The sequence below is a fragment of the Thioclava kandeliae genome, from assembly GCF_040297545.1.
In the GTDB taxonomy this organism is placed as follows: Bacteria; Pseudomonadota; Alphaproteobacteria; order Rhodobacterales; family Rhodobacteraceae; genus Thioclava; species Thioclava kandeliae.
In genome coordinates this window covers 241,542-253,736 of sequence record NZ_JAYWLC010000002.1, presented here as the reverse complement: position 1 = coordinate 253,736, position 12,195 = coordinate 241,542, and the positions used below count along the sequence as shown (strand labels likewise).

Here is a 12,195-nt window from a genome sequence, read left to right as displayed (position 1 = left end):
CTCAACCGGGGTCTGTCAGGCCCTAGAGACCGGTTCAGGCGCTATAGTAGCCATACATTTCATCAAGAACAGCGATGTTTGCAGGTTTTTGCGCCTGCGGTGAGGCCTGTTCCGGCTTGTGCGTACCGGGATTGTAATAGGCCAGCGCGTCTTCCTGCTTCAGAGCGGACTCGGCCTGTTCCGGGAATTTGACAATCTGATTCATGGAACTCTCCAGTGTTTCCGAGTTCCTCCCCGACGCCTGATATAAAGTTTTTATATCGCGGCGCCATGGCCCGCGCTGCAACGCTTACATGCGTATACTGCAATGCAAAATGCAAACACCCCCAGCTTTCGCCGGGGGTGTCGCAGGACATGACCGTAAGGATCAGTTCTGGCGTTCGACCATCATATGCTTGATCGCGGCGATGGATTTCGCCGGATTGAGACCTTTGGGGCAGGTCTTGGTGCAGTTCATGATGGTATGGCAGCGGTAGAGCTTGAAGGGATCTTCGAGCTGGTCGAGACGCTCTGCCGTGGCTTCATCGCGGCTATCGATGATCCAGCGATAGGCATGCAGGAGGGCTGCCGGACCGAGATAGCGGTCGGAGTTCCACCAGTAGCTCGGGCAGGAGGTCGAGCAGGAAGCGCACATAACACACTCGTAGAGACCATCGAGTTTCTTGCGATCCTCGATCGACTGACGCCATTCCTTCTCGGGACGGTTGGTCTTGGTTTCCAGCCACGGCATGATCGACGCGTGCTGCGCGTAGAAATGCGTCAGATCGGGGATCAAATCCTTGACCACCGGCATATGCGGCAGCGGGTAGATCTTGACCACATCGGTCTTGATCTCGTCGAGACCGAAGATACAGGCCAGCGTGTTATGGCCGTCGATATTCATCGCGCAGGACCCACAGATCCCTTCGCGGCACGAGCGGCGGAAGGTCAGGGTCGGGTCGATCTCGTTCTTGATCTTAATCAGCGCATCGAGAACCATCGGGCCGCATTTGGCGAGGTCGACGAAATAGGTGTCGACCCGCGGGTTTTCACCATCTTCCGGCTCCCAGCGATAGATCTGGAATTTGCGGACGTTTTTGCCTTCCGGCTTCGGCCATGTCTTGCCGACACGGATCTTCGAATTCTTGGGTAGGGAAAACTGAACCATGTTTCTACCTCCGGTCATATGTGGACGGGGCGGGTCGCTGCGTAGCGGACTTCGTCGCGAAGCGCCCCCGTTATATCTCTTCCCTGCCCGGGGCCACCGGACAGCGGATCACCTGTTATAGAGCGGCGTTTGCGGCAGTTGACCGGAATACTGGTAGACACAGCTCTTGTAGACCTCGTTGGGGTCGCGGAACGTATCCGAGGAGATCCCCACCTTCAGATCATAAGAGGTGGCCGGTTTTCCGTTTGCCACGCCCAATCCCACAGAACCGGAGACCGGACGCGCATCCTGCACGCGTTGCTGGCAGAAGGTTTCTGCCCGAGCGACCGGGATCTTGGTGCAGCCGGAGAGCGCAAGCGCGCCCCCCAGAACCACCGCCAGAGCCGGCCGCCCCCGCATCAGTAGACCCGCTTTTTGGGCGCGATCTTGGCCGTATCGATACCACCATCCTCGAATTTGGTGAGCGGATCGATATGCACCGGACGGAAGGTCAGATCCACATTCGGGCCGTCGACACGCATAATCGAGTGCTTGCGCCAGTTGGTATCGTCACGATCCGGGTAGTCCTCATGCGCATGGGCGCCGCGGCTTTCCTTACGGGCCTCAGCACCGACGATGGTGGCCATCGCATTCGGCATGAGGTTGGTCAGCTCGAGGCTTTCCATCAGATCCGAGTTCCATACGAGCGAGCGGTCGGTGACCGAGAGATCGTCGAGCTTGGAGGCCACAGACTTCATCTTCTCGACGCCTTCTGCCAGCGTCTTGTCTGTCCGGAACACGGCCGCATCGGCCTGCATCGTGCGCTGCATCTCGAGACGCAGCTCTGCCGTCGGCGTGCCGCCCTTGGCATAGCGGATCTTGTCGAACCGCTCGAAGGCCGCTTCCACGCCCTTGAGGTTCATGGTCGGGTTCGGCGCCTCGGGATCGAGCGTCTTGCCCGCCCGAAGCGCGGCTGCGCGACCGAAGACCACAAGGTCGATCAGCGAGTTCGAGCCCAGACGGTTCGCACCGTGAACCGACGCACAGCCCGCCTCGCCCACAGCCATCAGGCCGGGAACGATCGCATCGGGGTCTTCGGCGGTCGGGTTGATGACCTCGCCCCAATAGTTGGTCGGGATGCCGCCCATATTGTAGTGCACCGTCGGCAGAACCGGAATCGGTTCCTTGGTCACATCGACACCGGCGAAGATCTTCGCGGATTCCGAGATACCCGGCAGACGCTCGTGCAGCGCCTCGGGGGGAAGGTGCGAGAGGTTCAGGAAGATGTGGTCTTTATGCTCGCCCACACCGCGACCTTCGCGGATTTCCATCGTCATGCAGCGCGAGACCACGTCACGGGACGCGAGGTCCTTATAGGTCGGTGCATAACGCTCCATGAAGCGCTCGCCTTCGGAGTTGGTCAGATAACCACCCTCGCCGCGCGCGCCCTCGGTGATCAGGCAGCCCGAGCCATAGATGCCGGTCGGGTGGAACTGGACGAATTCCATATCCTGCAGCGCCAGACCCGCACGGGCCACCATGCCGCCACCGTCGCCGGTGCATGTATGGGCCGAGGTTGCCGAGAAATAGGCGCGGCCATAGCCACCGGTCGCCAGAACGACGGTTTTGGCCGAGAACAGGTGGAAGGTGCCGTCATCGAGTTTCCAGCACAGCACGCCCACACAGGACTTGCCGTCTTCCGACATGATCAGGTCGATGGCGAAATATTCGATGTAGAACTCTGCGTTGTTCTTCAGCGACTGGCCGTAGAGCGTGTGCAGGATCGCGTGACCGGTCCGGTCGGCGGCGGCACAGGTGCGCTGAACGGGCGGGCCTTCACCAAATTCGGTGGTATGACCGCCGAAGGGGCGCTGGTAGATCTTGCCTTCTTCGGTGCGCGAGAACGGCACGCCGTAATGCTCGAGCTCGTAAACGGCCTTGGGCGCCTCACGCGCAAGGTATTCCATCGCGTCGGTGTCGCCCAGCCAGTCCGAGCCCTTCACGGTATCATAGAGGTGCCATTGCCAGTTATCGGGGCCCATATTGGCCAGCGAGGCGGCGATACCGCCCTGTGCGGCAACCGTGTGCGAGCGGGTCGGGAAAACCTTGGTCACACAGGCGGTGCGCAGACCCTGCTCGGCCATGCCCAGCGTCGCGCGCAGACCGGCGCCACCGGCACCGACAACCACGACGTCATATTTATGCGTCTCGTATTCGTAAGCAGCCATTTGTCTTTATCCCGTTATTATCAGGCGCCCATTGCCAGGCCGATGAGAACCATCCGGCCAAGCGCGTAAAGCACGCATGCGATCAGAAAATAGGACAGGCCCTGCACGAACAGCACCGCAATCTTGCGGGTCATGCCCTGCCAGTAGTCCTCGATCATCGTCTGTGCGCCTTTGGCGAAGTGACGCAGACCCACGAAGAAGGTCAGCGCGGTGATGATCGCCGGGAAGGGGTGCGAGAAGGTCGCGATGACTTCCGCCTGCGACTTGCCCAAGGCGGAGCCGAAGATGAAGATGAAGCAGGGAACGAGGAACACCAGAGCCCATGCCGAGACGGTCATGTACCAGTGATGTTCGGTGCCCGTCCCCGAGGCTCCTTTGCCAACGGCGCGCTTGCGGTCGGTGAGGTAACGCATGAGATCCCTCCCTCAGACGATGATGATGGTAAGAAGGGTCAGCACGACCGAACCGATCATGCAGGCCATGCCGAGTTTCTCGGCAGTCTCGATATCGAGCCCGCGGCCCGAATCGAAGTAGAAGTGACGCAGCCCCGCGAGGTAGTGATACCAAAGGCCCAGCACCGAAACCGTGAAGACCAGATCGCCGATGAAGGAGGTCATGAGCCAGTTGACGGTCTCGAAGGTGGAGGGCGCGCCGGTTGCGGCCATCAGCCACCAGACGGCGAGGATTGTCGTAATGATCAGCGCATTGCCCGTGATCCGCGTCAGAATAGACGAGATCGAGGTCATTTGCGGGCGGTAATACTGACCGATCATGAAGGGGGAAAGGGGCCGTTCAACCCGTTTCGTTTCTGCCATAGTGGGTCCCTCTGTCGCTTGGCCCCGAAATTCGCATGGCAAAAGACGATCGGCTATTGCTATGGGTGCCGCGGGGCTGGCCGGAATAATGTCTGGCACATGCATAGGACGATCTGTCGCAGGTGTCACGCGTCACGACTGGAAAATTTGCCACGTTTCAGTGAAAACAGAGTGGAAATCCCGCTTTGTGATCACGAAAATTCTTCCTGTGATCACATTATTGGCGCTAACAATTCATGAGTGATTTTGTCGACTTATAGCGTGGGCACCGGCAGAGTCGCACAAGAGGCCGCTGGCGGATCCTAAACGAAAACACCCGCCCAATCCATGGACGGGTGCATGATTGGGGGGCGCGAGGCCAGCTTAGCGACGCAGCGGCAGGCCGTTCTTGTCTTTCAGCGAGCCCACGACAAGGCGCACGAAATCGATCAGCGTCCAGATCCCGAGCCCGCCAAACGTGATCAGCATCAGGATGCCGGTAAAGATGCGACCCAGATAGAAGCGGTGCACACCGAGGCTACCCAGAAAGAAGCATAGCAGAACCGCCGGAACGAAACCCTTGGTGGATTCGCCCGTAACGGGGGCTTGTTGCATGGATTGCGGCTCGATCGGGGTAGCGGTCATGGAAATCTCCGGTATTGGGAAAAGGTCAGATAGGTGTTGATGCAAGGCAGATGCGTCGGCCCTGCCCGTCGCGTTCCTGCTCGGTGATCAGCTTGTAGAACACGATGACCGTGTGCAGCGCATCCGCCAGCAGGAACACCAGCGCGAGCGGATTACCGTTGCAAAACAGCGCCACAGTCACGAGGAACAGGCCCAGATCGACCAGCCCGTGCAGGATATTGCCGAGATAGAAGTGATGCACGCCCAGCACACCGAACACGCCACAGAGCGCGACAGCGGTGCCGTAGGACTTCGGGGAACGTGTATCGCTCATCTAAAATTCTCGCAAAACGGTCGCATCAATGTGATCCGTTTGAAGCAGGTTTTTAGGATGATCAACCGCAAAAACCGGATGCATTCAAACATATGCATTCGATTTCAATGTTTTAGGCGGTATCTTGCCGGTCGGTCACAGGGGGCAAAGCGCCCAGTAGTCCAGATCCAGCAGCACTTCGGGTAGGTATTTCCCGTCCCCCCCCTTCAGCGCAAAAGGTGCAGCCCCCGCTTTCGCGGCGACCAGACGCAGGCGCAGCGCCCCTACGCCGGGGGCGCTTGTCTCGGCCTTGTCGATCACCTCCGACCATGCCTTGACCGTATCCCCCGCAAAGCAGGGATTGGCATGTGCGCCGCCATTGAGCGCCACGATCATCTGCGCATTGGCCAGCCCGTTGAACGACAGCGCCCGCGCCATCGAGATCACATGACCGCCATAGATCAGCCGCTGGCCATCGGGGCGGAAGGTCGCGTCAAAATGCACTTTAGCGGTGTTCTGCCACAGGCGGGTGGCCAGCATGTGCTCGGCTTCCTCGATGGTGACGCCATCGACATGGTCGATCTTCTCGCCGATCCCGTAATCGCCCCAGCGATGCGGCTCGCCCGCCAGATCGAAATCATAGCCGGTGAAATCCAGCCCCTCGGGCAGGATCAGGTCCTCGGGCGCCACCACCCTGGCCAGATCGGGCAGCACTGTCTCGGGCGCGGGCGCATCCGGGTTGCCCTTGCGCACCATCACCCAGCGGACATAGTCCATCACCGTTTCATCGCGCTGGTTCAGCCCGCGCGTGCGGACATAGACCACGCCGGTCTTGCCGTTGGAGTTCTCCTTGAGACCGATCACCTCGGATTCGGAGCGCAGCGTATCGCCGGGATAGACCGGAAGATACCATCTCCCCTCGGCATAGCCCAGATTGGCGACCGCATTCAGCGAGACATCCGGCACCGTCTTGCCGAAGATCACATGGAAACTCGCCAGGTCGTCGATGGGAGAGGCAGGCAGGCCACAGGACCGTGCGAATTCATCCGATGAATAAAGCGCCCCGCGCGCGGGATAGAGCGCGTGATAAAGCGCCCTCTCCCCGCCCGAGACGGTGCGGGGCACGGCATGTTTCAGCACCTGCCCCACATGATAATCCTCGAAAAACCGGCCCGCATTCGTTTTGGCCATACCCTGCACTCCTCCCGTTTGGGGGCGCGTTAGAGCTGCCCCAGTTTCAGTTCGGGCGAATACTCGCCCTCGACGATCTTCGTCACCGCCTGCCCGCAGCGCATCACGCCGCGCGCCGCGTCGAACGCATATTGCGGGTTCCCCTCCAGCACCCAGCCCTTGGCCAGGGCTTCGGTTACCTTGTGGCAGAACTCGCTCGTGTCATCTGCCGTGAGAAAACGATAGGCTTTCATGGGATCCTCCTTCACCCGAATACCGGGTAGCCGAAGGCATAATGGATACCCGCAATCACGCCATAGACAATCACCGTCCCGAGAAGGGCGAAAATCTCCATTTTGGCGCCCTTGCCCTTGGGCGGCACCCACGCGGTGCGGTTAATCAGCACCATTTCGACCAGCGCCCAGATCCCGATCCCGCCAAAGAGCACGAAGCTCGGCGTATCGCCATTCACGAGGATATGCGCGACCGACCACAGCAGCACGCCCAGCAGCATCGGGTGGCGGTAGATCTGCGCGATCTTGGTCTTCATGCCGGCAGCGGCAAAGAGGTAGACAGAGACCAGCATCAGCAGATTGTTCACCCCTGTCACCGCAGGGCTACGGCCCCAGAAGAACGCGCCATCCGCCGAGCGGTAACCGATCACCATCAGGATCAGCGACAGAACGAGAAGCCCCGACACCATCGCCCGCCCCTGCGGCCCCATCTTCGCGCGCGCCTCGGGCGCCAGACGTTTGAACAAATGCGCCAGCGCCCAGATCAGGACACCGAGGATGAGAAGGATCATTGGCTTACTCCGCTTGGCTTATATCCGTGCGGCAATCGCCTCCGCTTTGGCGAGGACCTGCCGCGCTGTGACGATATGCAGATTTTCCACGATCTTACCATCGACAACCGCAACACCCTGCCCCTTTGATCGCGCCTCGTCAAAGGCGGCGATCTGGCGCTCGGCTAGATCGATCTCGGCCTCGGATGGGGCAAAGGCGGTATTGGCCACGGAGAGTTGCGCCGGATGGATCAGGGTCTTGCCGTCAAAGCCCATGTCGCGTCCCTGCGCGCATTCGGCGGCCAGACCTTCCTCGTCCTTGAACGCATTATAGACTCCATCCACGATGATCTTCCCATAGGCTTTGGCCGCCAGCAGGCACAGGCCCAGCCCCGAGAGCATCGGCAACCGGTCGGGGCGGAACCGCGCGCCCAGTTCCTTGGCGAGGTCATTGGTGCCCATCACCATCCCCTGAAGGCGGGGATGGGCGGCAATCGCCTGCGCGTTCAGCATCCCCAGCGAGGTCTCCATCATTGCCCAGAGCGGCACGTCGGGGATCAGATCCCCCACGGCATCCAGATCGGCGGGGTCATTCACCTTGGGGATCAGGATCGCATCGATCCGGGCGCCTTCGCGCAAGGCGCGTGCCATCTTCAGCACATCCTTGCGACCCCAGTCGGTATCGAGCCCGTTGATCCGCACGATGCGCGCGCGATTGCCAAAATCCTTATCCTTCAGCGCTGCGACCAGCGTGTCGCGGGCGTTGATTTTTTCGTCAACGGCGACAGCATCCTCCAGATCGAAGATGATCGCATCACAATCTAGCCCCATGGCCTTATCAAGCGCCCGCTCCTTGGAGCCGGGGATGTAAAGCACCGAACGATAAGGCTGTGCCGACATGATTCTCCTCCCAAACTGCTATACGGAACAAAAGATCACAGTATAAACTTTATTTGCAATATAATTTCTGCCGCATCGCAGAATTTTAGTTCTCGCAGGTAAATTGCGGGCGCCCCCAGGGTGATTAACTCTCTTTTCGTCAGTTCGCCTTAGTTTAGTGATCATTGCATATCACAACCAAGGGGCGATCTATGCAAAAGAAGCTTTTTGCCCTCTCACTGGGCTTTCTTGCACTCATCCTTGCCGCGCAGAACCTGCGCGCCGAGACCCCCGCCTGTGGTGACCGCTCCGAGATCGTGGTCGAGCTGGCAAACCGCTATCAGGAAACACAGCGCAGCACGGGAATTGCTGCCAATAATACGCTGATGGAGCTGTTTGCCGCGGAGAGCGGCACATGGACCCTGCTGGCCACCACTCCTGGTGGCACCAGCTGCCTGATCGCCTCCGGAATGGACTTCAAGACCCAAAGCGGCGGTTTTGGCAGAGCTTTCGGCACCGGCCCGAAAAAAGACATCTGAACGGCGGAATCCACCTGTTTTATTTGATTTCGCGGGATATTTTTGCTCACATATAAGTGACTGATCCCGCTTGCATTCCTGACTCGCGAAGCCGTACACCATAGCATACAGAACCCGTTTAGGATGCACGAATGCGCTAGGTCCTCTTGCCTAAAGCATAAAAACCGCCTACCCATCACCGGTCACTTATATCCATCCTATGACGGAGGAATTCATGGCCCGACCCAAGATTGCGCTGATCGGCGCAGGTCAGATCGGTGGTACTCTCGCCCATCTTGCAGCCCTCAAAGAACTTGGCGATGTCGTCCTGTTCGATATTTCCGAAGGCACCCCGCAGGGGAAAGCCCTCGATATTGCAGAATCCGGCCCGTCGGAAGGCTTCGATGCCACGATGAAAGGCACGAACGACTATGCCGATATCGCTGGTGCAGATGTCTGCATCGTGACGGCTGGCGTTCCGCGCAAGCCCGGCATGAGCCGCGATGACCTTCTGGGCATCAACCTCAAAGTCATGAAATCGGTCGGCGAGGGGATCAAGCAATACGCCCCCGACGCGTTCGTGATCTGCATCACCAACCCGCTCGACGCGATGGTCTGGGCATTGCAGAAATTCTCCGGCCTGCCGGCAGAGAAGGTCTGCGGTATGGCAGGCGTGCTGGATTCGGCCCGCTTCCGCCACTTCCTCGCGACCGAGTTCAATGTCTCGATGAAAGACGTCACCGCCTTCGTGCTCGGCGGTCACGGCGACACGATGGTGCCGCTTGCCCGTTATTCGACCGTTGCCGGCATCCCGCTGCCCGACCTCGTCGAAATGGGCTGGACCACGCAGGAAAAACTCGACGCGATCATCCAGCGCACCCGTGATGGCGGCGCAGAGATCGTGGGCCTGCTGAAAACCGGTTCGGCCTTCTATGCGCCTGCGACCTCGGCGATCGAGATGGCGGAAGCCTATCTCAAGGACCAGAAGCGTGTTCTGCCCTGCGCGGCCTATGTCAAAGGCGCGCTCGGCCTCGACGGCATGTATGTCGGCGTCCCGACCGTGATCGGTGCCGGCGGCATCGAGCGCGTTGTCGACATCAAGATGAACAAGGACGAACAAGCCATGTTCGACAAGTCGGTAGACGCGGTCAATGGCCTCGTCGAAGCCTGCAAAGGCATCGACAGCTCGCTGGCATAAGCCATCGATGTTTCACGTGAAAGGCGCGGCTCAGGCCGCGCCTTTTGCATTCGGGTCTAGCCTGCGATCCCGTCCATGGCGAAGGCCCGCGCATCGAAGCCCAGCTCCTCCCTCGCCCGCCCGATCAGAGCCGCCTCATGCTCCATGAGCAGCCTGTCGAACCCCGCGGAGGTAAAATCCAGCTCGGGAAAAAGTGCACGGGCATGGCCCAGAACCGGACAGGCGATCCGCTCCAGCAGATGACGCTTTAGCAACCCCACCTCCTCCGCCTCCGTGACGCCCTGAACGGCATACCACTGGTCCCATAGCGCCTGCGGATCCCGCGCCCGCGCGGCGGCCTCCCGGAACTGTGCGACGCGTGGTTCGGCATAGGGCACCGGATCACCTTGCACCTGCGTCAAGGCCCGACGCATCATCTTGAGAATATAATGCAGCGGCGTGAGCCCGTCGAAATGCATCAGTCGCGCATTATAGGAGGGACGATACGGCAGGGTCACCGTGCCACCTGGCGCGTCCCAGTGTTCGGTGGGGTGATGAACCCCCAACACATAGCCCTGCCCCACGCGCGTGCAGGCCTTGCCCGCGATATGGCCGGAAACGCCACGGTTGAGGAACTGCGCCCGTGCGCCGTAAAACGCCTCTCCCTCTTCGGAAAATGCATCCCAGCGCTTGCGGAAGACGCCTTGGAAAATGTCGTTGCCGGTCACATCAGGCACAAAGGTCCGCTCAAGCACTTCCAGCCGCAACCACGCCTTCTCATGGGTCTTTGCAAGCTCCCATTCAAAGGGCCGTTCAAGATGGATGAACTCGTCTGCATCACAATGCACCATCCAGGCCACATCCACCTCGTTGGCGATCCGGGTCGCGTTGTATTTCTGGCGGGCTTGGTGGCGTGAGGGACGTTGCGCGTTCCAATGCCGCACCCAGCCATCTTCGCCCGAACGATGCACGAAGCACCCGGCTACCCCGCGCAAAAGACGTTCTGCCGGAGGATCGGGCCGGTCGAAAACCACATGGACCTCGGAGGCACCGATGGCCAGATGATGGGCCACCCAGGCCGCGACAAGCGGCACAGGCTCGTCCATCGTGCCGACCACCCCCCATCTCGGAAGCTCCGGTGATTCGTCGGATTTCGTCATTGCTGCATCACTTTCAACTGCCCTGCCCAGTCTTCAAAGATTCGTTCCGTTTTGGCTACTGCAGAGTTGAATCGCTAACGAATTCTTCCTTGTGATCACACGCATCAATCGTGTGATCACAAAAGTCGGTTTTCCGCTCACATATCAGCGCGCAAGGCAATTTCAGCTTGTCAGGCTGCGACATTCTGTCCAGTCTGCCCCAAATCGCACCAGCATGGGACGGAGATCATGAACATTCATGAATATCAGGCGAAGCAGCTCCTCAAGAGCTACGGTTGCCCGGTTTCGGAGGGTCGCGCGGTTCTGAAGGCAGAGGAGGCCAAGACCGCAGCAGGCGAACTCGACGGACCGCTTTGGGTTGTTAAGGCGCAGATCCACGCCGGTGGCCGTGGCAAGGGCCATTTCAAGGAAGCCGAAGCCGGCGAAAAAGGCGGTGTCCGCCTTGCCAAATCGGTGGAAGAAGCCGAAGCCATGGCCAAGCAGATGCTCGGCAAGACCCTGATCACGCATCAGACCGGTCCGGCAGGCAAGCAGGTCAACCGCATCTATATCGAAGACGGCTCGGATATCTCGCGCGAGCTGTATCTGGCGCTTCTGGTCGACCGTCAGTCGAGCCGCGTCTCGGTGGTTTGCTCGACCGAAGGCGGCATGGATATCGAAGAAGTTGCGGCCTCGACCCCCGAGAAGATCATCTCCTTCTCGATCGACCCGGCAGCAGGATACCAGGCCTATCATGGCCGTCGCGTGGCTTTCGCGCTGGGTCTTGAAGGCGGTCAGGTCAAGCAGATGGTCAGCCTTCTGGGCAAGCTCTACCAAGCCTTCATCGAGAAGGACATGGAGCAGCTCGAGATCAACCCGCTGATCGTCATGCCCGATAATAACCTTAAAGTGCTCGACGCCAAGCTCGGCTTCGACGGCAACGCACTTTATCGTCACCCCGACATCCAAGCGCTGCGCGACGAGACCGAGGAAGACAGCAAGGAACTCGAAGCGTCCAAATACGACCTGAACTACATCGCGCTCGATGGCGAGATCGGTTGCATGGTGAACGGCGCGGGCCTGGCGATGGCGACGATGGACATCATCAAGCTCTACGGCGCAGAGCCTGCGAACTTCCTTGATGTGGGCGGCGGCGCGACCAAGGAAAAGGTTACCGAGGCCTTCAAGATCATCACCTCCGACAAGAACGTCAAAGGCATTCTGGTCAACATCTTCGGCGGCATCATGCGCTGCGACATCATCGCGGAAGGCGTTCTCGCCGCCGTGAAAGAAGTCGGCCTGCAAGTTCCGCTGGTTGTCCGCCTTGAAGGCACAAATGTCGAAAAGGGTAAGGAAATCATCGCGACTTCCGGCCTGAATGTGATTGCCGCAGACAACCTGTCCGACGGCGCAGAAAAAATCGTGAAAGCGGTGAAAGGCTAA

The 12,195-nt window shown here is 59.7% G+C and carries 16 protein-coding genes; 3 read left to right on the top strand and 13 right to left on the bottom strand.

Annotation, left to right across the window (positions count from 1 at the left end):
* Positions 1-34: 34 nt before the first annotated feature.
* From VSX56_RS03920 to VSX56_RS03865, 12 genes are all read right to left on the bottom strand, one after another.
* Positions 35-205 carry a hypothetical protein gene (locus VSX56_RS03920; RefSeq protein ID WP_339113479.1) on the bottom strand — a complete coding sequence of 57 codons (171 nt, stop codon included), beginning with the start codon at positions 203-205 and terminating at the stop codon, positions 35-37.
* Between the two features lie 162 nt (positions 206-367).
* Complete coding sequence (locus VSX56_RS03915; protein ID WP_339113480.1) at positions 368-1,147, bottom strand: succinate dehydrogenase iron-sulfur subunit; 780 nt, start codon at positions 1,145-1,147, stop codon at positions 368-370.
* 108 nt (positions 1,148-1,255) lie between these two features.
* Positions 1,256-1,546, bottom strand: coding sequence for a hypothetical protein (locus tag VSX56_RS03910; RefSeq protein ID WP_350934981.1), 291 nt, complete (start codon positions 1,544-1,546; stop codon positions 1,256-1,258).
* A complete protein-coding gene (sdhA, locus tag VSX56_RS03905; RefSeq protein WP_339113482.1) occupies positions 1,546-3,354 on the bottom strand; it encodes a succinate dehydrogenase flavoprotein subunit in 1,809 nt (602 codons plus the stop codon). Before sdhA ends, VSX56_RS03910 begins: the two co-directional genes overlap by 1 nt.
* A 20-nt stretch (positions 3,355-3,374) precedes the next feature.
* Positions 3,375-3,767 carry a succinate dehydrogenase, hydrophobic membrane anchor protein gene (sdhD, locus tag VSX56_RS03900; protein ID WP_339113483.1) on the bottom strand — a complete coding sequence of 131 codons (393 nt, stop codon included), beginning with the start codon at positions 3,765-3,767 and terminating at the stop codon, positions 3,375-3,377.
* A 12-nt stretch (positions 3,768-3,779) separates the two neighbouring features.
* Positions 3,780-4,169: a succinate dehydrogenase, cytochrome b556 subunit gene (gene sdhC, locus VSX56_RS03895; protein ID WP_339113484.1), complete on the bottom strand. Its 390-nt coding sequence runs from the start codon at positions 4,167-4,169 to the stop codon at positions 3,780-3,782.
* Positions 4,170-4,532: 363 nt separating this feature from the next.
* Positions 4,533-4,793 carry a TM2 domain-containing protein gene (locus VSX56_RS03890; protein WP_339113485.1) on the bottom strand — a complete coding sequence of 87 codons (261 nt, stop codon included), beginning with the start codon at positions 4,791-4,793 and terminating at the stop codon, positions 4,533-4,535.
* Positions 4,794-4,818: 25 nt separating this feature from the next.
* A complete protein-coding gene (locus tag VSX56_RS03885) occupies positions 4,819-5,106 on the bottom strand; it encodes an NINE protein (RefSeq protein ID WP_339113486.1) in 288 nt (95 codons plus the stop codon).
* 135 nt (positions 5,107-5,241) lie between these two features.
* Entirely contained in the window at positions 5,242-6,276 is a 1,035-nt protein-coding gene (locus tag VSX56_RS03880) for a MaoC family dehydratase (RefSeq protein WP_350934977.1), read from the bottom strand.
* Between the two features lie 29 nt (positions 6,277-6,305).
* Positions 6,306-6,509: a DUF1737 domain-containing protein gene (locus VSX56_RS03875; protein ID WP_339113488.1), complete on the bottom strand. Its 204-nt coding sequence runs from the start codon at positions 6,507-6,509 to the stop codon at positions 6,306-6,308.
* An 11-nt stretch (positions 6,510-6,520) separates the two neighbouring features.
* Positions 6,521-7,060: an NnrU family protein gene (locus VSX56_RS03870; protein WP_339113489.1), complete on the bottom strand. Its 540-nt coding sequence runs from the start codon at positions 7,058-7,060 to the stop codon at positions 6,521-6,523.
* Positions 7,061-7,078: 18 nt separating this feature from the next.
* Complete coding sequence (locus VSX56_RS03865; RefSeq protein ID WP_350934974.1) at positions 7,079-7,939, bottom strand: HpcH/HpaI aldolase/citrate lyase family protein; 861 nt, start codon at positions 7,937-7,939, stop codon at positions 7,079-7,081.
* Between the two features lie 191 nt (positions 7,940-8,130).
* Between VSX56_RS03865 and VSX56_RS03860 the strand changes: the two genes are divergently transcribed.
* Entirely contained in the window at positions 8,131-8,457 is a 327-nt protein-coding gene (locus VSX56_RS03860; protein WP_339113491.1) for a hypothetical protein, read from the top strand.
* A gap of 214 nt (positions 8,458-8,671) precedes the next feature.
* Complete coding sequence (gene mdh, locus VSX56_RS03855; protein ID WP_339113492.1) at positions 8,672-9,634, top strand: malate dehydrogenase; 963 nt, start codon at positions 8,672-8,674, stop codon at positions 9,632-9,634.
* Between the two features lie 56 nt (positions 9,635-9,690).
* Here mdh and VSX56_RS03850 read toward each other — a convergent pair whose 3' ends face one another.
* On the bottom strand, positions 9,691-10,773 hold the full coding sequence (locus VSX56_RS03850) for a glycosyltransferase family 2 protein (protein ID WP_350934972.1): 1,083 nt from the start codon (positions 10,771-10,773) through the stop codon (positions 9,691-9,693).
* Positions 10,774-11,001: 228 nt separating this feature from the next.
* Here VSX56_RS03850 and sucC point away from each other — a divergent pair, with 228 nt between their 5' ends.
* Positions 11,002-12,195: an ADP-forming succinate--CoA ligase subunit beta gene (gene sucC / locus VSX56_RS03845; RefSeq protein WP_339113494.1), complete on the top strand. Its 1,194-nt coding sequence runs from the start codon at positions 11,002-11,004 to the stop codon at positions 12,193-12,195.